At 67.2% G+C, this 22,891-nt stretch carries 19 protein-coding genes; 13 read left to right on the top strand and 6 right to left on the bottom strand.

The features are described 5' to 3' along the window. Positions 1-173: 173 nt before the first annotated feature. Together AC3WJI_RS00930 and AC3WJI_RS00925 are read right to left on the bottom strand one after the other, a co-directional pair. Entirely contained in the window at positions 174-932 is a 759-nt protein-coding gene (locus AC3WJI_RS00930) for a DsbA family protein (RefSeq protein ID WP_492755347.1), read from the bottom strand. Next, entirely contained in the window at positions 929-2,281 is a 1,353-nt protein-coding gene (locus tag AC3WJI_RS00925) for a M48 family metalloprotease (protein ID WP_492755346.1), read from the bottom strand. Before AC3WJI_RS00925 ends, AC3WJI_RS00930 begins: the two co-directional genes overlap by 4 nt. A 105-nt stretch (positions 2,282-2,386) precedes the next feature. On the opposite strand from AC3WJI_RS00925, the gene AC3WJI_RS00920 reads away from it, so the two are divergent. Beyond that, positions 2,387-3,163 (top strand): hypothetical protein, encoded by a 777-nt coding sequence (locus tag AC3WJI_RS00920; RefSeq protein WP_492755345.1) that lies wholly within the window; start codon positions 2,387-2,389, stop codon positions 3,161-3,163. A 54-nt stretch (positions 3,164-3,217) separates the two neighbouring features. Here AC3WJI_RS00920 and AC3WJI_RS00915 read toward each other — a convergent pair whose 3' ends face one another. Continuing rightward, on the bottom strand, positions 3,218-5,881 hold the full coding sequence (locus AC3WJI_RS00915; RefSeq protein WP_492755344.1) for an Rne/Rng family ribonuclease: 2,664 nt from the start codon (positions 5,879-5,881) through the stop codon (positions 3,218-3,220). Positions 5,882-6,373: 492 nt separating this feature from the next. On the opposite strand from AC3WJI_RS00915, the gene AC3WJI_RS00910 reads away from it, so the two are divergent. The 4 genes from AC3WJI_RS00910 (at position 6,374) to AC3WJI_RS00895 (ending at position 12,229) form a co-directional block, all read left to right on the top strand. Continuing rightward, entirely contained in the window at positions 6,374-7,621 is a 1,248-nt protein-coding gene (locus AC3WJI_RS00910; RefSeq protein WP_492755343.1) for an N-acetylmuramoyl-L-alanine amidase, read from the top strand. A gap of 116 nt (positions 7,622-7,737) precedes the next feature. Further along, the gene (locus AC3WJI_RS00905) at positions 7,738-10,263 is read left to right on the top strand and encodes a penicillin-binding protein 1A (RefSeq protein WP_492755342.1); all 2,526 of its coding nucleotides are present in this window, start codon (positions 7,738-7,740) and stop codon (positions 10,261-10,263) included. Between the two features lie 74 nt (positions 10,264-10,337). Next, positions 10,338-11,465 (top strand): peptide chain release factor 2, encoded by a 1,128-nt coding sequence (gene prfB / locus AC3WJI_RS00900; protein WP_492755341.1) that lies wholly within the window; start codon positions 10,338-10,340, stop codon positions 11,463-11,465. Continuing rightward, positions 11,462-12,229: a class I SAM-dependent methyltransferase gene (locus tag AC3WJI_RS00895; protein ID WP_492755340.1), complete on the top strand. Its 768-nt coding sequence runs from the start codon at positions 11,462-11,464 to the stop codon at positions 12,227-12,229. The genes prfB and AC3WJI_RS00895 overlap by 4 nt, the downstream gene beginning before the upstream one ends. Here AC3WJI_RS00895 and AC3WJI_RS00890 read toward each other — a convergent pair. Continuing rightward, on the bottom strand, positions 12,221-12,619 hold the full coding sequence (locus AC3WJI_RS00890; protein WP_492755339.1) for a JAB domain-containing protein: 399 nt from the start codon (positions 12,617-12,619) through the stop codon (positions 12,221-12,223). The genes AC3WJI_RS00895 and AC3WJI_RS00890 overlap by 9 nt on opposite strands. Before the next feature lie 663 nt (positions 12,620-13,282). Here AC3WJI_RS00890 and AC3WJI_RS00885 point away from each other — a divergent pair. The 5 genes from AC3WJI_RS00885 (at position 13,283) to AC3WJI_RS00865 (ending at position 17,642) form a co-directional block, all read left to right on the top strand. Continuing rightward, positions 13,283-14,077, top strand: a complete 795-nt coding sequence (locus AC3WJI_RS00885) for a thymidylate synthase (protein ID WP_492755338.1) — start codon at positions 13,283-13,285, stop codon at positions 14,075-14,077. After that, positions 14,077-14,886, top strand: coding sequence for a glutaminyl-peptide cyclotransferase (locus tag AC3WJI_RS00880; RefSeq protein WP_492755337.1), 810 nt, complete (start codon positions 14,077-14,079; stop codon positions 14,884-14,886). The genes AC3WJI_RS00885 and AC3WJI_RS00880 overlap by 1 nt, the downstream gene beginning before the upstream one ends. Beyond that, a complete protein-coding gene (locus tag AC3WJI_RS00875) occupies positions 14,886-15,374 on the top strand; it encodes a dihydrofolate reductase (protein WP_492755336.1) in 489 nt (162 codons plus the stop codon). The genes AC3WJI_RS00880 and AC3WJI_RS00875 overlap by 1 nt, the downstream gene beginning before the upstream one ends. Then, a complete protein-coding gene (locus AC3WJI_RS00870; protein WP_492755335.1) occupies positions 15,371-16,537 on the top strand; it encodes a dipeptidase in 1,167 nt (388 codons plus the stop codon). The genes AC3WJI_RS00875 and AC3WJI_RS00870 overlap by 4 nt, the downstream gene beginning before the upstream one ends. A gap of 178 nt (positions 16,538-16,715) precedes the next feature. Further along, a complete protein-coding gene (locus AC3WJI_RS00865; protein ID WP_492755334.1) occupies positions 16,716-17,642 on the top strand; it encodes a bifunctional riboflavin kinase/FAD synthetase in 927 nt (308 codons plus the stop codon). Positions 17,643-17,727: 85 nt separating this feature from the next. On the opposite strand, the gene AC3WJI_RS00860 is transcribed toward AC3WJI_RS00865, so the two are convergent. Continuing rightward, positions 17,728-17,898: a hypothetical protein gene (locus AC3WJI_RS00860; protein WP_492755333.1), complete on the bottom strand. Its 171-nt coding sequence runs from the start codon at positions 17,896-17,898 to the stop codon at positions 17,728-17,730. A gap of 126 nt (positions 17,899-18,024) precedes the next feature. On the opposite strand from AC3WJI_RS00860, the gene ileS reads away from it, so the two are divergent. From ileS to AC3WJI_RS00845, 3 genes are read left to right on the top strand one after another with little or no spacing between them, the layout of a single operon-like run. After that, entirely contained in the window at positions 18,025-21,099 is a 3,075-nt protein-coding gene (ileS, locus tag AC3WJI_RS00855) for an isoleucine--tRNA ligase (protein ID WP_492755332.1), read from the top strand. Continuing rightward, positions 21,099-21,617, top strand: a complete 519-nt coding sequence (gene lspA / locus AC3WJI_RS00850; RefSeq protein WP_492755361.1) for a signal peptidase II — start codon at positions 21,099-21,101, stop codon at positions 21,615-21,617. Before ileS ends, lspA begins: the two co-directional genes overlap by 1 nt. Further along, complete coding sequence (locus AC3WJI_RS00845) at positions 21,610-22,026, top strand: DUF3035 domain-containing protein (protein WP_492755331.1); 417 nt, start codon at positions 21,610-21,612, stop codon at positions 22,024-22,026. Before lspA ends, AC3WJI_RS00845 begins: the two co-directional genes overlap by 8 nt. Before the next feature lie 59 nt (positions 22,027-22,085). Here the strand turns inward: AC3WJI_RS00845 and AC3WJI_RS00840 are convergent, their stop codons facing one another. Continuing rightward, positions 22,086-22,877 (bottom strand): TorF family putative porin, encoded by a 792-nt coding sequence (locus AC3WJI_RS00840; protein ID WP_492755330.1) that lies wholly within the window; start codon positions 22,875-22,877, stop codon positions 22,086-22,088. Between the last annotated feature and the right edge of the window lie 14 nt (positions 22,878-22,891).

Raw genomic sequence — 22,891 nt, 5'->3', positions numbered from 1 at the left:
TTACGTAGGAGCGGGGGTGCCGCGGGACAAGCGGGGGGCTGCAAATCCTCCCCCGGAGGGGGAGGGGGACCGCGAAGCGGTGGAGGGGTAGTTGCCCCAAAGGTTGAACCATCGCCCGTGGAGACTACCCCTCCACCAGCTTCGCTGGTTCCCTCCGGGGGAGGATTGGGGAGCTACTTCCCCGCCCGTACCGCCGCCACCGCCTCCGCGAGCCCGGCATAATCGCGCGCGCCGGACATCAGCTTGCCGCCGATCACCCAGGCCGGCGTCCCCGTCATCGCCAGCGTCTCGCCGAGCTTGTGGTTGGCGGTGATCTCCTGCTCGACCGGCTCGGCCGCGATCGCCTTCGCGGCCAGCGCCTTGTCGAGCCCGGCCTTGTCGGCGGCACCCGCGATGTTCTCCGCGCTCAATTGCCCGGCGGCATAGAGCGCATCGTGGAACGCGCGGAACTTGCCCTGTTCGGCGGCGGCCAGCGCCCAGCGCGCCGCGGTGACGCTCTCGGGCCCGAGCACCGGGAATTCGCGATAGACCACGCGCACCCCCGGATCCTTGGCGAGCAGCTCCTCGAGCCCCGGCAGGCTGGCGCGGCAATAGCCGCACGCATAATCCATGAACGCCACCACGGTGACGTCGCCCTTGGGATTGCCCGCCCAGGCGCCGGCATAGGGCTTTTGCAATTCGCCGAGATGCTGCGGCACGGCCGCCTGCGCTCCCTGCTGGACCTTTTCGTAGCGCGCATTCTCGCGCGCCTGGAGCCGGTCCATCGCCTCGGGCAGTATTTCGGGATGCTCGAGCAGATAGCCGCGGATCGCGGGTCCGGCGAGCCCGGGCATCCAAGCCAGCAACAGCGCGAACACCCCCGCGCCGAGCAACGCGGACGCCAGCATCGCGCCGGCGAGCGCCAGCGGGCTGCGCAACAGTCGCTCGCTCATCGCCGCCGCTTCTTCTCTTCGTCCATCGCGGTCTGCGCGACCATCGAAATGTCCTGCGCGCGGACCCAGTCGACCGAGCCCTGCGGCAGGTTCGCCATCGCCGAGCGCGCGCTGATCAATGCCGTCCGCATGTCGCCCATCAGGTGCGCGCGTTCGGCCGTGGCGAGCGCGGTGCGCGGCTCGTCGCCCTTGCGCTCATAGACGGTGCCGAGCTGCATCCACGCGAACGGATTCTCCTTGTCGCGCGCGACTGCCTGACGCAGCACGCTCTCGGCCTCGGCGAGGTTGGCCTTGTCCTCGGTCGCGAGCAGCGCATGGCCGAAGGTCGCGGCGATCAAGGGCGAATTGTTCGAACGCCGCGTCGCTTCGCGCAAGGGCGCGATCGATTCGGCGGGCTTGCCCGATTCGAGCAGGATCTGCCCTTCGAGCTCGAGGAAATAGGGATCGTCGGGCGCGGTCTTGACCAGAGCCGCGGTCTCCGCCGCTGCCTGATCGGGATAGCCCGATTTGTGATAGGCATAGGCTCGCGCATAATGCGCCGGTGCCGACTGGTCGGTCGTCGGATAGCGGCGCAAGGTCGTCTCGGGCTCGGCGACATAGCCGCGCAGCTTGGCCTGGACGCGCTTGAAGCGCCGCTCGATATTCTGGTCGATCGGCTTGCTCCACGACGGCGCCGATTGCAGGTCCGCCTTGAGGTTCTCGACGCGATCCTGCGACATCGGGTGGGTTTGCGCGAACGGATCGACCTCGGGATTGGTCGAATAATAGCCGTAGCGGTGCATCTGCGCGGTGAGCTTGTCGAAGAAGCTGAGCATGCCGCGGCCGCTGATCCCGGCGCCGTTGATGAAGCGTGCGCCGGCGGCGTCAGCCGAGGATTCCTGGATGCGGCTGAACGCGAGATACTTCCCGATCGCGGCGCGCTGGCCCATCATGAGCAGCCCGGTGCCCGCCTCGCCCGCGCCCGCCGCCATCGCCGCGGCGCCGAGCAACAGGCTGAGGATCGAGATGTTGGTATAGCCGCCGTCATTCTGGAATACGGCATGGCCGCCGACGATATGGCCGATCTCGTGCGCGATCACGCCCTGGACTTCGTTGGCGGTGTCCGCCGCGTCGATCAGCCCCGAATGGACATAGACGATCTGCCCGCCCGCGACGAAGGCGTTGATCGACGGATCGTTGATCAGCACGACGCGGACATTGTTGGGCGACAGGCCCGCCGCGATGATGATCGGCCGCGACATGTCGGCGAGCAAAGCCTCGGTCTCGGCATCGCGCAGGATCGACTGCGCGACGGCAGGCTGGACCCAGAGCAGCAGGGCCGCCGACAGCAGGACGAGGATGCGCTTCATGGCAGTTCGTATCCCCCGATTCCCGACGGCGATCAATGGCGTTGGCCGTGCCGCTGCCCCGATGAACCGCTGGTGAAGGCGAGGATCACGCGATAGCATCCGATCATGCGATGGATGCTGCTGGCTGCAATATTGGCGCTTCCCGCGGGTGCGGAGGCACAGCAACGTATGCGCGCCGGCGAATTCCGCGCGCTGGCGCCGCAACGGATCGCCGAAGCACTGCTGCCGGCGGATCATATGCCGATCGCAGCGGTCGTCTTTGAGCGGATGGGCGAGCCGAGATTGCCGGCGCCGTACAACGCGATCCACCATGTGCGCTTCCTGAGCGCATCGTCGCCCCTCGCTGCCGACTTCTGCGTGCAGGATGAGATCGTCGCCGAGATCACCCCGATGCCAGATGCCGACGGCGCCTGGCTCGACAGCCCGCCTCGGCTGGTGCGCGCAAACCCGGCACCCAGGCTGTACCGCTATCGCCAGCCCGGCGCGGCTTGCGACGGCACGCAAAGTCACTTCGGCATCTACGACATCTCGGTCGAGCAGGGGCTCGGGGCGTTCCGCGCATTGGTCGGCGCAGTGCGTCTGGCCGAGGCACGACCACGCCGGCCGCTGCCCTTCACCGTCTCGTGCGATGCGATGCGGTGCGGCGGCGCCCATGCCGTGCTAGGTGCCTTGAATTACAGCGAAATCGTCTCCGTCGAGGCCCTGCGTGACAGCGACATAACCGGACGAGATACATTCAGCCGATGGGGGCGCTTGCCGAACCGCGTCGCGGTGAGGTTCAGCCTGCCAATCTCGGGGACGAACCAGACGGCCGTTCGCGCCATCGTCTTCCGGGGCCGCATCGAGCATCTCGCCGTGGAAGAACACAACATCGTCTTCTGAACGAAAAAGGGCGCCGGTCCATCGGACCGACGCCCCTTTTCTCAGGCCTTTGGATCAGGCGCCGAAGGTGCGCTGCCACCAGCCGCGGCGCGGTTCGCCTTCAGGCGCGGCCTCGGCTTCGGCTTCGCCAGCCTCGGGCGCGAGGTCCTGCGTCACGGGCTCGGCGGCGGGCGGCGCTTCGGCTGCGACATCGGCCTTCTTGCGGCGGCTGCGCTTGGGCTTTTCGGCCGGCGCTTCCACGACGGCTTCCGGCGCAGGAGCGGCAGGCTCGGCCGGCGCGGCTTCGGCATCGGCCTTCTTGCGGCGGCTGCGCTTGGGTGCCGGCGCGGGTTCGGCTTCGGCGGCCGCCTCGACCGCCGGAGCCTCGGGCGCTGCTTCGGCGACGACCTCGGCATCGGCCTTCTTGCGCCGCGTGCGCTTGGGCTTTGCCGGGGCTTCGACTGCCTCAGGCGCCGGCTCGGCTTCGGCCTCGACCGGTGCGGCGACCTCTGCGACCGGCTCGGCCGCTTCGTCGTCGCCCACCGTCTCGGCATTGGCCTCGTCGGCATGGCCGCGGCGTCCGCCACGGCGACCGCGCCGGCGCCGCTTGCGGCCGCCTTCGCCCTCGCCGCCTTCGCTGCGCTCCTCGCCGGCATGCTCGACGGCCTCGGTCTCGGCGATCGCCTCTTCGCCTTCGCCTTCGCTCTCGTCGTCACGACCGGCTTCGGCGTTCGCGGCGCCCTCGCCCTCATGCTCGCGACCGCGACGGCCGCGACCGCGACGGCGGCGGCGCCGCTTGCCGCGGCCTTCGCCCTCGCCTTCGTCGCGCTCGCGCGCTTCGCGCGGCTGGCGATCGCGCGGCGCCTCGGCCTCTTCCTCCTCGGCCTCTTCCTCTTCGTCGACCTCCTCGACATAATCGTCTTCGGGCTCTTCGACGAGGCGCTCGAACTTCGGGGCATAGGCCGGCGGCGGTCCGCCCGCCTCGACCGACATGCGCGCGCCCTCGAGCTCGCCGTCCGAGGCGATCTCGATCGTCACGCCATAGCGCTCCTCGATCTCGGCCAGCTCGGCGCGCTTGCGGTTGAGCACGTAGAAAGCGGCTTCCTGGCTGGCGCGGAGCAGCAGTTGCGAGCCGCGGCCGCGCGCGGCCTCGTCCTCGATCATACGCAGCGCCGACAGGCCGGCCGACGAGGCGGTGCGGACCAGGCCGGTACCCTCGCAATGCGGGCACTGGACGGTCGACGCTTCGAGCACGCCGGTGCGCAGGCGCTGGCGGCTCATCTCCATCAGGCCGAAGGCCGAGATGCGGCCGACCTGGATGCGCGCGCGATCGTTCTTGAGCGCCTCCTTCATCGCCTTCTCGACCTTACGGACGTTCGATCCGTGATCCATGTCGATGAAGTCGATGACGACCAGGCCCGCCATGTCGCGCAGGCGCAGCTGGCGTGCGATCTCGTGCGCCGCTTCGAGGTTGGTCTGCGTCGCGGTCTGCTCGATATTGTGCTCGCGCGTCGAACGGCCCGAGTTGATGTCGATCGAGACGAGCGCCTCGGTCGGGTTGATCACCAGATAGCCGCCGCTCTTCAGCTGGACGACCGGATTGTACATCGCCGAGAGCTGGTCCTCGACGCCGGCGCGCTGGAACAGCGGCACCGCGTCGGCATATTGCTTCACCTTCTTGGCGTGGCTCGGCATCAGGAGCTTCATGAAGTCCTTGGCCTGGCGATAGCCGTCCTCGCCTTCGACGATCACTTCGTCGATGTCGCGATTGTAGATGTCGCGGATCGCGCGCTTGAGCAGGTCGCTGTCGCCATAGACCAAAGCCGGCGCCGAGGAGCGCAAGGTCTCCTCGCGGATTCCGTCCCACAGCCGGGCGAGATAGTCGAAGTCGCGCTTGATCTCGGTCTTGGTGCGCTGGAGCCCCGCGGTGCGGACGATGCAGCCCATCGTCGGCGGCAGCTTGAGGTCCGCCATGATCGTCTTGAGGCGCTTGCGGTCGGCAGCCGAGCTGATCTTGCGCGAGATGCCGCCGCCATGCGCGGTGTTGGGCATCAGCACGCAGTAACGGCCGGCGAGGCTGAGATAGGTGGTCAGCGCCGCGCCCTTGTTGCCGCGCTCTTCCTTGACGACCTGAACCAGCAGCACCTGGCGGCGGCGGATCACGTCCTGGATCTTGTAGCGGCGGCGCAGGTTCATGCGGCGCTGGCGCAGCGCCTCGGCCTCGTCTTCCTTGCCGCCGCGCCCGCGACGACGGCCGCGCCCACGGCTGCGCCCACCGTCGCCTTCGCCTTCGCTGCCTTCGTCCTCGGCAGTCTCGCCGTCGGACTCTTCGTCATGTTCGTGATCGTCGTCGTCGTGCGGACGCTCGAGCACCTCGACGCCGTCCTCGCCTTCGAGATGATCCTCGTCGTCGCCGTCGTCCTGCGCGCGCAGCGCGGCTTCCTCGGCGGCGTGCTCGGCCTCTTCGCGCAGCAGCGCTTCGCGGTCTTCCTTGGGGATCTGGTAGTAATCGGGGTGGATTTCGCTGAAAGCGAGGAAGCCGTGGCGGTTCCCGCCGTAATCGACGAACGCCGCCTGCAGCGACGGCTCGACACGGGTGACCTTGGCTAGATAGATATTGCCCTTGAGCTGCTTGCGCTCGGCGGACTCGAAATCAAACTCCTCGATCCGGTTTCCCTTGACGACGGCAACGCGGGTTTCCTCCCGGTGCCGTGCGTCGATCAGCATACGCATGGTCATTTATTAGTCTCCGGGCGCGCCGGCCTGGACCCCTGAAGGCAGTAACCCTGAAGGGCTGGAGCGCGAGCGCGCGATACAAATTGCGGCCTGGGCCGGCGGCGCCGGCTGTGGTCTCGCAGGTTTCGAAAAATGCTGCTGCTCGCAGGGCACGCCCGGACGCGTGGTCCGGAAGCTCCGCCATCGTCACGCGGCCGGCCGCAAGGGCCTGGCGGGTGGGACGATGGGGAAATTGCCTCATGCAAGCGTCAACCTGAACTGTCGCGGCAGATGTGGCCGCGAAACCCGTCCGATACAAGGATCGGAGCACAGGCTTGCTAGCACCCCCCGCGCCACGCGGCAACCGCACCCGATACGAATAACGCAGCGTCTTCGCGGCGGGAATTTGCCGGCAACCGGCAAATTTATGCCGATTAACCAAGCTGTTTCACCGAGACTTGAGGCGCGCTGCCTAAAAGGGACTCGTCAGCGAAGACGTGTCTCAGAGTTAGGATCATGCATTTGGGCTGGACCCCTCATGGCCCGGCGCGGCATATCGCGCGGGTGCTATTCCTGCTTGCCCTCCTCTCCGGCTGGTTGACCGGAGTGCCGAGCTGGGCGGGCGTGGTGCAGGATGTGCGCGTGCAGGGCGACCGTGTCGTCGTCCGCTTCGACGCTCCGGTGACCCAGGCCAGCGCGTTCGTGCTCGCCGGGCCGCAGCGCATCGCGCTCGACCTGCGCGGTGCCGAGCCGGGCCGCGTCGCGACCGCGGGCGGCGTCGTCGCCAATATCCGCCAGGGTGCGCAGGGCGACGGCGCGCGCGTCGTCTTCGATCTGGCGCGCCCGGCGATCGTCATCGAGGGCAGCTTCGCCAAGGACGGCCGCACCCTGACGCTGCAGCTCAAGACCGTCGACGACGAGCGTTTCGCGCAGGCCGCGGCGGAGAACCGGATGCGCTTCCTGCCGCCGTTCAACTATGTCCAGCCGGCGCGTCGCCCGAGCTATAGCGTGTCGATGAAGCTGCCGGCGCGCACCGCGCGCGCGCCATTGCCGCGCATCTATGGCGATTCCGGCCGACCCCTGGTGGTGATCGACGCAGGCCATGGCGGGCATGATCCCGGCGCGATCTCCGCCGACGGGACGCTGCGCGAGAAGGAAGTCACGCTCGAAGTCGCTGAAGCGATCAAGAACGCGCTGCTCGCCTCGGGCCGCGTCCGCGTCGCGCTCACTCGCGAGGACGATCGCTTTCTGATCCTTCAGGAGCGCTACGGGCTCGCCCGCCGCCTCAAGGCCGACCTGTTCATCTCGGTGCATTGCGACAGCGCGGGCAATCCCGAGGCGACCGGCGCGACGGTCTATACTTTGTCCGAAGTCGCCTCCGACAAGGAAGCCGCGCGCTTGGCGGCACGCGAGAACAAGGCCGACATCCTCGCCGGGGTCGATCTCGGTGTCGCCAGCCCCGACATCTCGTCGATCCTGATCGATCTCACCCAGCGCGAGACGATGAACATGTCGGCGAATTTCGCGCGGCTGCTCGGCCGCGAGGCGCAGCCGCTGATCCCGATCAAGGCCAATTACCACCGCATGGCCTCACTGATGGTCTTGAAGGCGCCCGACATGCCCTCGGTGCTGTTCGAGACCGGCTATATCTCCAACCTCGCCGACGCCGCGTTCCTCGCTTCCAACGAAGGGCAGCAGAAGGTCGCGCAGAGCGTGCGCAAAGCGGTCGAGATCCACTTCGCCACGCGCCTGGCCTCCCGCTGACTGCATCTTTCCGGCCACGCTCATGCGATCATTATAGACGCGAAACGGACGAGTTGATTTCGCACGCGTTTTGATCGGGTTTCATCGTGCCAGAAACTTGCTACACCGCACCCCGCATGGCGGACGGCAGCATTTCTAGCGAGAAAGTGACGATCAAGCGCGGGGCCGGGGGAGTCCGCGGCTGGTTCGGCCGTATCCGCCGGCGCTGGTGGTTCCGCATCCTCGCCTGGCTGGCCTTGCTCGCTGGGTTGTTCTGGCTGGCGATCTGGGCGCTGATCGCGCGCAACCTGCCGTCGGTCGACACGCTGCGCGCCTATGAGCCGCCGCTGCCGACCAACGTCCGCTCGGCCGAAGGCCTGCCGATCCACTCTTATGCCCGCGAGCGCCGCGTCCAGCTGAGCTACGCCGAATATCCCAAGCAGCTGGTCGAGGCGTTCCTCTCGGCCGAGGACAAGACCTTCTTCAGCCACCACGGCGTCGACATCCCCGGCACCGCCGGCGCGGTGGTGGATTACGTCACCAAGATGGGCAGCGGCCAGCGCGCCCGCGGCGGATCGACGATCACGCAGCAGGTCGCCAAGAACCTGCTGATCGGCAACGAATATTCGGCGACGCGCAAGATCAAGGAGGCGATCCTCGCCTACAAGATCGAGAGCACGCTCTCCAAGCCGCAGATCCTCGAGCTCTACCTCAACTCGATCGAGCTCGGCCGCAACGCCGGCGGGGTCGAGGCGGCGAGCCAGGCCTATTTCGGCAAGGAGCTCGACCAGCTCACCTTGCCGCAAATGGCCTATCTCGCGATCCTGCCCAAGGGTCCGTCCAACTACGATCCCGACCGCAACACCGAGCGCGCGCTCGAGCGCCGCAATTGGGTGCTCGGCGAGATGCACGACAACGGCTTCATCAGCCTGGCCGAGCGCGACGCCGCGCGTGCCGAGCCGCTCGGCACGGTGCCGCGCCAGACGCCCAAGTTCGAGCGCGTCGGCGGCTATTTCATCGAGGAAGTCCGCCGCCAGCTGATCGACAAGTTCGGCGAGAAGGCCGAGGACGGTCCCAACAGCGTCTATGGCGGCGGCCTGTGGGTGCGCACCTCGCTCGACCCCCGCCTCCAGCAATATGCCCAGAAGGCACTGCGCGACGGCCTGCTCCGCTACGATCGCGGGCGCGGCTGGAGCGGCCCGCTCGATCACAAGGACATCGGCAGTTCCTGGCAGCAGACGCTGCTCAACACCAATATCGGCGTCGATTACGAGGATTGGCGCGCCGCGATCGCGATTTCGCGCAATGGCGGCAGCTGGGAGATCGGCTTCGACAACGGCCAGACCGGCACCTTGCCGCGCAGCCTCGCGTCGATGCCGGTGCGCGGCAAGGGCGGCGAGGCGTTCGCGGCGATCGAGCCCGGCGACATCATCGCCGTCGCGCCCGAGGGCAGCGCCTTCGCGCTCCGCTCGGTCCCCAGGGTCTCGGGTGGGATGGTCGTCGAGGATCCGCGCAACGGCCGCGTGCTGGCGATGCAGGGCGGCTTCGATTCGCGCATCTCGGCGCTCAACCGCGCCACCCAGGCGTTCCGCCAGCCCGGCTCGACGATCAAGCCTTTGGTCTATGCAGCAGCAATGGAGCAGGGCCTGACCCCCGCGACGATCGTCGTCGACGGTCCCTTCTGCGTGTGGCAGGGCGCCGGGCTCGGCAACAAATGCTTCAAGAATTTCGGCAACATGCGCAGCGCCGGCCCCAAGACCTTGCGCTGGGGCGTCGAGCAGTCGCGCAACCTGATGACCGTGCAGGTCGCCAACCAGATCGGCATGGACAAGGTCGTCGACCTGATCCAGCGCGTCGGCATCTCGCGCCAGAAATTCCCGCCTTATCTGAGCTACGCGCTCGGCGCCGGCGAGACCACGGTGATGCGGATGGTCAATGCCTATTCGATCCTGGTCAATCACGGCCGCGCGCTCGATCCGACCGTGATCGACTTCGTCCAGGACCGCCGCGGCGCGGTGGTCTGGCCCGAGAATTGGCGCGCCTGCGACCGCTGCAATGCGCGCGACTATGACGGCGGCGCGATGCCCCGCCCGATCACGCGCGCCCGCCAGCTGATTGATCCGCTCTCGGCCTATCAGATCGTCCACATCACCGAAGGCGTGATCCAGCGCGGCACCGCGGTGGTGCTACGCGATCTCGGCCGCCCGATCATGGGCAAGACCGGCACCACCAATGGGCCGACCGACGTGTGGTTCGTCGGCGGCACCCCGCAGATGATCGGCGGGCTCTATCTCGGCTATGACAGCCCGACCAATCTCGGCGGCTATGCCCAGGGCGGATCGATCGCCGCGCCGATCTTCAAGCAGTTCGCGATCCCCGCGTTCAAGGACATGGAGGTCCTGCCCTTCACCGCCCCCGCCGGCATCCGCATGATCCGCATCGATCGCGCCAGCGGGCGACCGGTCACCGGCGGCTGGCCGACCAATGATCCGCTCGCCTCGGTGATCTGGGAGGCGTTCAAGCCCGAAGTCGAGCCGCAGCGCCGCCGCCGCACCGGCGAGGACGATGCGGTCGAGACCAAGGCGATCCAGAAAAAGGCCGCGCCGGCGACGCAGGCGCCGAGCGACAGCGACTTCTTGCAACGCGAGGGCGGAATCTACTAGCGCGCCCGCTTCGTTCCTATCTTGCACTTGCGTGGCCAGTGATCGGCCCGCCGATGGTAGTTTTGGAGAATATCATGCGCGCCGAAGCGCAGGCTCATGTCGACAAGATCAAGGCGGCGCTGGCGCTGCTGCGCCGCTTCCTCGATTGGGACCGCGCGCTGCGCCGACTCGACGAACTCAACGCGCGCGTCGAGGACCCGACTCTGTGGAACGACGCCAAGCAGGCGCAGGACGTGATGCGCGAACGCCGCCGCCTCGACGAGGCGGTGACGGCGACGCGCGCGATCGAGACCGAGCTCAACGACACCGCCGAGCTGATCGAGATGGCCGAGGCCGAGGGCGACGAGGAGATGGCCAGCGAAGGCACCGCCGCGCTCGCCGCGCTGGCGGAGCGCGCCGAAGTCGACAAGGTCAAGGCGCTGCTTTCGGGCGAGGCCGACCCCAACGACACCTATATCGAGATCAATTCGGGCGCCGGCGGCACCGAGAGCCAGGACTGGGCGGGCATGCTCCAGCGCATGTACACGCGCTGGGCCGAGCGCCATGGCCTCAAGGTCGAGCTGATCGACTATCATGCCGGCGAGCAGGCCGGGATCAAGTCGGCGACCCTGCTGGTCAAGGGCGAGAACGCCTATGGCTATGCCAAGACCGAGAGCGGCGTCCACCGGCTCGTCCGCATCTCGCCCTATGACAGCGCCGCGCGCCGCCACACCAGCTTCTCGTCGGTATGGGTCTATCCGGTGATCGATGACGACATCCAGGTCGAGTATAATGAGAGCGACCTGCGCATCGACACCTACCGCGCCTCGGGCGCCGGTGGGCAGCACATCAACACTACCGATTCGGCGGTGCGCATCACCCACATCCCGACGGGGATCGTCGTGCAGTGCCAGAACCAGCGCAGCCAGCACAAGAACAAGGCGGAGGCCTATAATCAGCTCCGCGCCCGCCTCTACGAACGCGAGCTGGCGATCCGCGAGCAGGCTGCCAATGCCGAGAACGCGACCAAGACCGATATCGGTTGGGGCCACCAGATCCGCTCTTACGTCCTCCAGCCCTATCAGTTGGTCAAGGACCTGCGCACCGGCGTTACCTCGACTGCGCCGGGCGACGTGCTCGACGGGGATCTCGACGCCTTCATGGCGGCTGCGCTATCGCAGCGCGTGACCGGCGAGACGGTCGAAGTGGAGGATGTCGATTGAGAGCTGCCCTCGCACTGGGCATTGCCGGGCTGCTCCTCGCCGGTTGCGACGGCGGCAGCGCCGTGCCGCGCGAGCGCAAGGTGCAGACCAAGAATACCGGCTTCCCCGCTGCCGACCGCCCGGTCGCGACGATCGTCTCGGCGCGCTGGTCGACCGAGGAAGCACGCGACCGCCTGAACGAGGCGGGCCAGGTGATGAATCTCGCCGGGATCAAGCCGGGGATGACCGTCGCCGATATCGGCGCGGGCGAGGGCTATTACACGATTCGGCTCGGCCAGCGCGTCGGCAAGGAGGGCCGCGTCGTTGCCGAGGACATCGTCCCCGAGGTTCGCGACGCACTGGCGACGCGCGTCGTGCGCGAGCGGCTTGACAATGTCAGCGTCCGGCTCGGCCTCCCCGCAGATCCGCGCCTGCCCGAAGCGAGCTTCGATCGCGTGCTGATGGTCCACATGTACCATGAGATCGAGAGCCCCTACGAATTCCTGTGGCGACTGCGCCCGTCGCTGCGCCCCGACGGGCAGGTCATCGTGGTCGATGCCGACCGGCCGACCGAGCATCACGGCACCCCGCCCGACCTGCTCAAATGCGAGTTCGCCGCGGTCGGCTATGCGATGGTGTCGATGCGGCCGATGCCCTCGGCGGGCGGTTATATCGCCATGTTCCGCGCCGTCGGCCAGCCGCCCGAGCCCGGCATGATCAAGGCATGCAAGAGCGGCGCGCGCGCCACCCCCGCGGCGGTCCAGCACGGCCAGGGGTCAGAGTAGACCGAGCCGGCGAAAGCTGGTGACGCCGTCCCGCGCGACAACGAGATGGTCGACCAGCCGCATCTCGAGCGTCGCGAGCGCCCGCGCCAGCAGCCGCGTCGCCTCGCGGTCGGCGATGCTCGGGGTCGGATCGCCGCTCGGATGGTTGTGCGCGATCACCACCGCCGCCGCGCCGAACGCCAGCGCGTCGGCAGCGATCGCGCGAATCGGCAGGATCAGCCGGTCGATCGCGCCGGAACGGGAATGCCGCATGCCGAGCACGCGCTGATCGCCGTCGAGATAGGCGAAGGCCATCACTTCGGTGGACTCGTCGGCAAGACACGCGAACAGCGCGACCGCGGCATCGGGATCGGCAAGGCGGCGCGGCGCATCGAGGGCCTCCAGCGGCATCGCCGCGTGCTGCCAGCTGATCGTCGCCGGTCGAAGCGCTTGCTTATCGGAAACGGACGCATCGTCGTCGCGCGCCGCGTCAGTTCGAGAGCAGTCATCGCCTTCTAGCCCTCTCCCGCTTTCGCGGGAGAGGGTTGGGTGAGGGTCTTCTTTTCTTTTACTTCTTACTACATGCGACGCCCGTCTCCGGCAGACAAATCGTCATGCGTCGCAGCTCCGCAGGATGCGACTGATGCCGAGCGCCTGCTCTGGGCTTCGCCGCGCAATCGAGGGCTGGCCGGATACAAGTTCCGCTTCCCACCCCATCGAATTGGTCGGCAGCCAACATGATGTTGAAGTCGATGCCCGGCGCACGCAGTTCTGGCGAGCTGAAGCTATCGGGTCCTGCGTTTTGGAACAACGAGGTTCGGGCGAATCTGGAAGGCGTCTGCAGCTCGTCACAGCTGCGCTGGACGCGGATCTGCTTAGCTAATGAAGCAAAAGGAAGAAGACCCTCACCCAACCCTCTCCCGCGAAGACGGGAGAGGGCTCGAAGAAGAGCCGGCCGCCATTGGGGCGCTTGCGGACGGGCCGCTTCGGAGGTTGACCGCCCACTGCGGCCAATCGCAAACCGCATGCCGCGCGTCCTTGCCGCGCCCCCGTTCCTGCCGCTAGGCTGACGCAATGCGTCAATATCTAGACCTTATGGAACGCGCGCTCACCCACGGCGCGGAGACGATGGACCGCACCGGCACCGGCACCCGCTCGGTGTTCGGGCACCAGATGCGCTTCGATCTCGCCGCGGGGTTCCCGCTGCTGACCACCAAGAAGCTCCATATCCGATCGATCATCATCGAATTGCTGTGGTTCCTGCGCGGCGACACCAATGTCCGCTGGCTGCAGGAGCGCAAGGTCAGCATCTGGGATGAATGGGCCGACGAGGCGGGCGATCTCGGCCCGGTCTACGGCAAGCAGTGGCGCCGCTGGGAGACCGCCGACGGCAAGGAGATCGACCAGATCGCCGAGCTGCTCGACACGATCCGCACCAACCCGGGCTCGCGCCGCCAGATCGTCAGCGCCTGGAATCCCGGCGAGCTCCACGCGATGGCCTTGGCGCCGTGCCATTGCCTGTTCCAGACCTATGTCGCCAACGGCAAGCTCAGCCTCCAGCTTTACCAGCGCAGCGCCGACATCTTCTTGGGCGTCCCCTTCAACATCGCCAGCTATGCGCTGCTCACGCATCTCCTCGCCCAGCAGGCCGGCCTCGACGTCGGCGAGTTCGTGTGGACCGGCGGCGACTGCCACCTCTATTCGAACCATCTCGACCAGGCCCGCGAACAACTCGGCCGCGACCCCGGCCCGCTCCCCCGGCTCGAGATTCTGCGCCACGCCCCTTCGATCCATGCCTATGACTATGAGGATTTCGTGATCCACGACTATCAAGCCCAGCCGCACATCAAGGCGGCGGTGGCGGTCTGATGCGCACGCTGACCACGCTCGCGCTGCTCGCCCTCGCCGGTTGCGGCGCGCAAGAGGAGATGCCCAAGGTCCAGACCGTCGAGGTGGTAAAGAGCTACCCGCACGATTCGCAGGCCTTCACCGAGGGCCTGTTCCTCGACAATGGCACCTTGTTCGAGAGCACCGGCGAGGAGGGCACGTCGGGCTTCCGCAAGGTCGATCTCGCCACCGGCCAGGTCACTGCGCAGGTGCCGCTGCCGCCGCCTTATTTCGGCGAGGGGATCATCGGCTGGAAGGACAAGATCTATCAGCTGACCTGGAAGGACCAGAAGGGCTTCATCTACAACCGCGCCGACTTCAAGCCCCTGGGCGAATTCGCGTACAAGGGCGAAGGCTGGGGCCTCACCCATGACGGCAAGTCGGTGATCATGAGCGACGGCACCGACAAGCTTCGCTTTCTCGATCCCGAGACGATGGCACAGAAATCGACGCTGGCGGTCACCGCCAATGGCTGCCCGGTCAAGGACCTCAACGAGCTCGAATATATCCAGGGCGAGATCTGGGCGAACATCTGGCGCACCGATCTGATCGCGCGGATCGATCCCGCCACCGGCAAGGTCAAGGGCTTTGTCGACGTCTCGGCGCTCGGCCCGCCCAATCCGAGCGAGGACGAGGTCCCCAACGGCATCGCCTACGACGCGCAGGCCAAGCGCATCTTCGTCACCGGCAAGATGTGGCCGCAGCTCTACGAAGTGAAGCTCGCCGACGGCCCGGCCAACGGTTCCGCGCAGGACGCCGCCGCCGCCCTGATGCGCTGCCAGCCGAGCTGATGGCGCGCGTCACCTTCCACCTCGCCCGCGCCGACAACGGCGTGATCGGCAGGCAAGGCAAGCTCCCCTGGCACCTCCCCGCCGACCTCAAGCGCTTCAAGGCGCAGACGATGGGCAAGCCGATGGTGATGGGGCGCAAGACCTTCGAGAGCTTCCCCAGCCCTCTCCCCGGCCGCCGCCACATCGTGCTCACCCGCGATCGCACCTGGTCGGCCGCGGGCGCCGAAGTCGCGCATTCGCCGGACGAGGCGCTTGCGCTCGCCGGCGACGAGGCCGCGGTGATCGGCGGCGCCGAGATCTTCGCGCTGCTGCTCGACCGCGCCGATGCGATCGAACTCACCGAAGTCCATCTCAACGCCGAGGGCGACGCCACCGTCCCCGCCTTCACCGGCTGGCGCGAGACCGCGCGCGAGGATCACCCGAGCGAAGCCGGGCGTCCCGCCTACAGCTTCGTCACCCTCGAACGGAGCGGAGCGCGCACCGCATGAAGAAATGGCTCTGGGGGCTAGCCATCGTCCTCCTCCTCGCCGGCATCGGCTTTTTCGGGATCACCCCGCCGATCGTCGAGGCGGGGATGAACAAGGTCGTCCGCACGCCGCTTCCCAAGGTCACCGCGCAGACCCGCCAGCTCCACGCCTCGCTCCAGATCGTCGACATGCACGGCGACACGCTGCTCTGGCGCCGCAGCCTGCTCGACCATGCCGAGCGCGGCCAGGTCGACCTGCCGCGGCTGGCTGAGGGCAATGTCGCGCTGCAGGTCTTCTCGTCGGTGACCAAGACCCCCAAGGGCCAGAATTACGATTCGAACGGCGCCGACACCGACAACATCACCCTGCTGACGATCGCGCAGCTCCAGCCGCCGCGGACCTGGACCTCGCTGCTCCAGCGCTCTTTGTGGCATGCCGAGAAGCTCGACCGTGCGGCGGCGGGGTCGGCGGGCAAGCTGCGCGTGATCCGCTCCGCGCCCGAGCTCGACCGCCTCCTCGCCGATCGCGCCGCGGGCAAGCCGGTGGTCGGCGGAATGCTCTCGATCGAGGGCCTCCAGGACATGGAGGGCAAGCTCGCCAATCTCGACCGGCTCTATGCCGCGGGCTTCCGCATGGCCGGCCCGGCCCATTTCTTCGACAACGAGATCGCCGGATCGATGCACGGCGTCCGGAAAGGCGGGCTCACCCCGCTCGGCGTCCAGACCATCCAGCGGATGGAGAAGCTCGGCATGATCGTCGACATCGCGCATTCGAGCCACCAGACCATCGCCGAGATAGTGAAGATGGCCCGGCGCCCGGTGGTGTCGAGCCATGGCGGCGTCCAGGCGACGTGCAAGGTCAACCGCAATCTGACCGACGACGAGATCCGCGGCGTCGCCCGGACCGGCGGCGTCGTCGGCATCGGCTATTGGGACGCGGCGATCTGCTCGACCGCGCCCGAGGCCATCGCCCGCGCGATCGAGCATGTCCGCGACCTGGTCGGGATCGACCATGTCGGGCTCGGCTCGGACTTTGACGGCGCGGTCACCACCGGGTTCGACACCTCCCAGCTCGCCGCGGTCACCCAGGCGCTGGCCGATCGCGGCTTTTCGTTGGAGGAGATCCGCAAGGTCATGGGCGGCAACGCACTGCGCCTGATCAGGGCCGGGATCGTGCCGCAATAATCCCTCTCCCACCGGGAGAGGGAGGGAGCCGACGCAGTCGGCGGAAGGGTGAGGGCGAGTGGGATGCCTTCGCCTCACCCTCACCCTTCCCACCGCCTTCGGCGGCGGGCCCCTTCCCTCTCCCGATGGGAGAGGGAGTTTGTTGGCATCGGCCCCTCCCCTCCCTATAGCCCACCCGATGGAGCGTCTGGACAACGGCTCGCCGGTGCCGGCGCAGCTTCGCGGCGGGATCGTCGCGCTCGGCAATTTCGACGGGTTTCACCTCGGCCACCAGGCCGTGGTCGGCCGGGCGATCGCGCGCGCGCGCGCCGAGGGCCGCCCGGCGATCGTCGCGACCTTCGATCCGCATCCCAAGCGCTTCTTCCAGCCCCACACCGACCATTTCCGCCTGACCACGCTCGACCAGCGCGCGCGGCTGTTCGCCGCCGCGGGCGCCGACGCGATGCTGGTCTTCCGGTTCGACGCGGGGCTGGCAGGCCTGTCCGCGCGTGCATTCGCCGAGCGCCAATTGGTCGAGATCATCGGCGCCGGCGGGGTGGTGACCGGCAACGACTTCACCTTCGGCAAGGGCCGCGAGGGCGACGTCGCGACGCTCGCCGCTTTGGGCGAGGAACTCGGCTATGCGGCCGAGATCGTAGCGCCGGTGACGCTGGATGGCGACACCGTCTCGTCGAGCCGCATCCGCGAATTGCTCCGCGCCGGCGATCCGCGCGGCGCGGCGCGGCTGCTCACCCGGCCCTTCGCGATCCAGGGCCCGGTCCAGCACGGCGCCAAGCTCGGCCGCCAGCTCGGCTATCCGACCGCCAACATGGACCTCGCCCATTATCTGCGCCCGGCCTACGGCATCTACGCGGTGCGCGGCCGGCTCGCCGACGGCCGCGTGTTCGACGGCGTCGCCAATTGCGGCATCCGCCCGAGCATCGAGCCGCCCGAGGAACTGCTCGAAAGCTTCTTCTTCGATTTCCAGGGCAACCTGTACGACCAGGTGATCGAAGTCGCGCTGATCGACTATCTCCGCCCCGAGGCCAAGTTCGATGATCTCGACACGCTCAAGCTCCAGATGGACGCGGACTCGGTGGCGGCGCGCGCGGCGCTGACGCGGTAACCTGCTGTTCCCCGGCGGCCACCTTTCAAAATAGGATTTCGTCTGATCTAGTCTGGTCGATGATCCCCTGCCCCGCCCCAATCGATCAAACCCATGTCGCGCCGTCGCCGCGTCGTCGACGCGCGCGCGTCGCCCAGGCGGCGCTCGCCTGGCGCGCCAGTGTCGCGCAGCCGGCGCCGGACAGGCGCGCCGGTGTCGCGTCGGCGGCGCGCGCCTGTCGCGTCGATGCGGCGTCGGTGGCGCTTCGATGGCGCATCCCAGGCGCAAAGGGCGCAACGCCGCGCCAAGCCCACAACTTTCTAAACTTCGCATGCCGCCCAGGGCCCCCGACGAGCAAAGCCGCTTCCCGATTCGCTTCGCACCCGCTACTCCCCGCCGCCAAATGACCGACACAACCGACTCCACGCGCGACTGGCGCGACACCGTCTTCCTGCCGAAGACCGATTTCCCGATGAAGGCCGGGCTCGCCGCCAAGGAACCGGCGATCCTCGAGCGCTGGGCGAAGATCGACCTCTACCGCAAGCTCCGCGAGGCCCGGCAGGGTCGCGAGACCTTCCTGCTCCATGACGGCCCGCCTTATGCGAATGGCGACATTCACATGGGCCATGCGATGAACAAGATCCTCAAGGACATCGTCGTGCGCAGCCAGACCCTGCTCGGCAAGGACGCGCCCTACGTCCCCGGCTGGGACTGCCACGGCCTGCCGATCGAGTGGAAGGTCGAGGAAGCCTATCGCGCCAAGAAGCTCAACAAGGACGAAGTCGACCCCGTCGCGTTCCGCGCCGAATGCCGTGCCTATGCCGAGAAATGGGTCGCGGTGCAGCGCGGCCAGTTCGAGCGGCTCGGGGTGATGGGCGACTGGGACACGCCCTATCTCACGATGAACTATCAGAGCGAGGCGATCATCGCCGGCGAGCTCTTGAAGTTCGCAGAGAGCGGCCAGCTCTATCGCGGCGCCAAGCCGGTGATGTGGTCGCCGGTCGAGAAGACCGCGCTGGCCGAGGCCGAGGTCGAGTATGAGGACGTCGTCTCGACCCAGATCGACGTGGCGTTCGAGATCGTCGAGGCGCCGAACGCGCCCGAACTGGTCGGCGCGCATGCGGTGATCTGGACGACTACGCCGTGGACGATCCCGGTGAACCAGGCGCTCGCTTATGGGCCCGAGGTTGAGTACGCGGTCTTCGAAGCCATCACCGTAGTTCGTAGCGTCGATCCCATCGATCCGTTCGAGAACCCTGCGTTCAAGTTCTTCAAGCCTCGAAAATTTCTGATCGCCAATGATCCAACTCTGCTCCGTAACGTCGAAGCGAGACTTACCCGTGCATGGAGCGAGTTCGGCGTTGGCATTCACCTGAACGAAAAGCGGGTGATCAAAGCTTCCGACCTCGCCGGCGCCGTAGCCCGCCACCCGATGCACAAGCTCGGCGGCTTCTTCGCCAAGCCGCGCCCGTTTCTGCCCGGCGAGTTCGTCACCACCGATGCCGGCACCGGTCTCGTCCACATGGCGCCCGATCACGGCGAGGACGACTTCCTGCTCTGCAAGGCGCACGGCATCGATCCGGTGTTCGCGGTCGACGGCGCGGGGATGTACCGCGCCGACTGGCTGTGGCTCGGCGGCCAAGGTTCGGTGATCAACAAGAAGTTCGTCGCCAGCGACGGCCCGATCTGCACCGACCTGCGCGAAGCGGGCGCATTGCTCGCCGCCTCGGACGACTTCGCTCACAGCTATCCCCACAGCTGGCGGAGCAAGGCCAAGATCATCTTCCGCGCGACCCCGCAATGGTTCATCCCGATGGACGTGCCCAATGCGCTCCCCTTCCGCTTGCGGGAGGGGTCGGGGGAGGGGCCGGCCGTAGGCGCTGAACTCGGTGAGACACCTTCCCCTCCCCTAACCCCTCCCGCAAGCGGGAGGGGAATTGAAGGCAATGGCGCCACCCTGCGCGGCATCGCGCTCGACGCGATCGAGAACACCCGCTGGGTGCCCGAGCGCTCGAAGAACCGCATCCGCTCGATGGTCGAGGGCCGCCCCGACTGGGTGATCAGCCGCCAGCGCGCCTGGGGCGTGCCCATCGCGCTCTACGTCAACCGCGCCACCGGCGACTATCTCCGCGATCCGGAAGTCAACGCCCGCATCCTCCAGGCCTTCACCAATGGCGGCGCCGACGCCTGGTTCCAGGCCGACCACCAGGCGCTGCTCGGCGAGCGCTACAACCTCGCCGATTACGAGGTGATCACCGACATCCTCGATGTCTGGTTCGACAGCGGCTCGACCCACGCCTTCGTCATCGAGGCGCGCTACGGCCAGGACGCCCGCGCCGACCTCTATCTCGAAGGCTCGGACCAGCATCGCGGCTGGTTCCAGTCGTCGCTGCTCGAGAGCTGCGGCACCCGCGGCCGTGCCCCTTACGGCGCCGTGCTCACCCACGGCTTCGCGCTCGACGGCAACGGCCGGAAAATGTCGAAGAGCCTCGGCAACGTCGTCGATCCGCTCAAGATCATCGGCGAGAGCGGCGCCGACATCCTCCGCCTCTGGGTCGCGCAGACCGATTATTTCGAGGACGTCCGCATCGGCAAGGAAGTGCTCGCCGGCACCGGCGACACTTACCGGAAGCTCCGCAACACCTTCCGCTATCTGCTCGGCGCGCTCGACGGGTTCGAGGACAGCGAGAAGGTCCCGGTCGCCGACATGCCCGAGCTCGAGCGCTACGTGCTCGCCAAGCTCGCCGAGCTCGACGCCGAGTTGAAGGCCGCAGCGAACGATTTCGAATTCAACCGCTACAGCCGCGCGCTGACCGACTTCGCCAATGAGGATCTCTCGGCCTTCTTCTTCGATATCCGCAAGGATTGCCTCTATTGCGAGGCGCCCTCGTCGACGAAGCGCCGCGCCTATCGCACAGTCCTCGACACCTTGTTCCACGCGCTCGTCCGCTACGCCGCGCCGATCCTCGCCTTCACCGCCGAGGAAGTCTGGCAGGCGCGTTTCCCGAGCGAGGACGGCTCGGTTCACCTGCTCGAATGGCCTGTGCTGCCCGAGGTGGAGGCCAACGGGCTCGCGAGTAGGTGGGAACGCCTTCGCTATTATCGGCGGCAAGTTACCGAGGCCATCGAGCCCTATCGTCGTGAGAAGACCATTCGATCCAGCTTGGAGGCCGAAATCGGATTCAGCTTCGTGCAAAACCACGACATTGAGACCGCTCTTCCTGACGAACTCGCTGAATACTTCATCGTTTCCAAGGTCACGCATGGCCGGGTCGATGCTGACAACACCGCTCCAGCGGGATCACCGCCGCAGCTTGTCCCGCATCACCCGTCGAATGCGTCGGTTTCGCCCGACTCGGCTCTCGGCGTCACGGTGACGCCTACCGATCGCCACAAATGCGGCCGATGCTGGCGCCATCTTCCCGAGGTTGCGGAAGACGGTCTGCTGTGCGACCGCTGCGCCGGGGTGGTGAAGTGATGAATGTGCGTGTGCTCGGGCTGCTCGTCGCAGCCGCGGTGTTCCTGGTCGATCAGGGCATGAAATATTGGGTGACCGGTCCGCTCGGGCTCAACGTGCAGGACGCGTCGCTCACCGTGCTGCCGATCTTCGACCTGCGCTTCGTCAAGAATGTCGGTGTGTCGCTGGGCCTGCTGCCGGCGAGCGGCGCGACGATGCGCTGGCTGCTGGTGCTGCTCACCGGCGCGATCGCCGTCGGCGTGCTCTGGTGGATGCTGCGCGAGAAGAAGCGCCCCGACGTGATCGCTTTGGGCCTCGTCCTCGGCGGCGCGCTCGGCAACATCCTCGATCGCACCCGGCTCGGCTATGTCGTCGATTTCGCCGACCTGCATTTCGGCGAGTGGCGCCCTTTTTTGGTCTTCAATGTAGCCGATGCGGCGATTACCATCGGCGTGCTGATCCTGTTGATCCGCGCCCTGTTCGTGCGCGATAAGCAGGCCGGGACGCCTGCTCCTGTGGAGAATGAAGTCAATGCGTAAGTTGGTTCTGATCGCTACGGGCGTCGCGCTCGTCGGCTCGCTCTCCGCCTGCGGCAAGAACGGCTATGATCGCGCGCGTCCCGACGAATTCGCCGTCGCGCGCGCCGCGCCGCTGGTGATCCCGCCCGATTTTGCGCTCGTGCCGCCGCGTCCCGGCGCGCCGCGTCCGCAGGACACCTCGCCCTCGGCACAGGCGCTCGACGCTTTGTTCGGCGGCTCGCAGGCGCGCAGTGCGTCGGAGAATGCGACGCTCGACGCCGCTGGGCGCACCACTGCCGAACCCGGCGCGCGTAGCACCGTAGGCAGCCCGACCACGAACGTCGTCGACAAGGGCACCACGACGCGCGACATCATCGCCGCCCCCGAAGGCGACGGCCAGACCGCGCGCACCAGCGCCACGCCCAAGTAACAGGCAATAAAAAGGCCGGCCGCTCGACTTGAGCGGCCGGCCTTTTTGATTTCAGAGGGTTAGAAAGCGAAGGTCAGGTAACCGAGAAGGGTCTGGTTCCCACCGACGAGTCCGTTGAACCGATCGCCACCGACCCGCTGCGACGTGATGTCGGTGTCGACATATTGCAGGCCGAGGGTGAAGCCCTTCTGGGTGACTTCGGCACCGAGCGACCAGTCAACATAGCTGTCGTCATCGGCGTCGAGGTTGAATGCGCCGAGTGCACCCTTCGAACGGCCGACATGGCCGAGTAGCTTGACCGGGGTGTTGGGAATCGTCGCGGCGACATTGCCGTAGAGGTAGAGGCTATCGTCGTCGCCGAGTCCCGCTTGGCCGCTCCAAGCGTAGTTGCCACCAACCTTCACGTTCACCGGCCCGAGCGTGTAGTTCACCGAGGCATAGGGCTCGAAGAAGTCGGTATTGTTCTTTGCGCCGGCAATACGGTTGGGCGCGTCGACATAGTAATAATAGAGAAGGCCAGCGTCGAAGCCGAAACCATTGTCGAGCGTCTTGGTGAAGCCACCATAGAGGTCAACCTCGGCATCGCCATAACCGGGCAGCGAGGTCTGGTCATCGAGCGTCGACACCCAAGTGCCGACATACAGGCCCGATTCGTGATTGATGTTGATGCTGGCCTGCGCCGCCGGATCCTTGTTGGTCTGGCTGAGCCCGCGGAAGCGGTAGTCGGTCGTGGCACTCACGCTGCCCGTCACCGTGATGGCGGGTGCCGGCGCGGTCTCGCTGCTATCCTGCGCCATTGCTGGCGCCGCAGTGGCGAGCAGGAGCGCGCCGAGGCTGATCATTGTGCGCATGGAAATCCCTTTCA

Source organism: Sphingomonas sp. FW306-1B-B10E, from assembly GCF_058782005.1.
The sequence above is the reverse complement of the archived record's forward strand: the minus strand, read 5'-3'. Positions and strand labels throughout refer to the sequence as shown.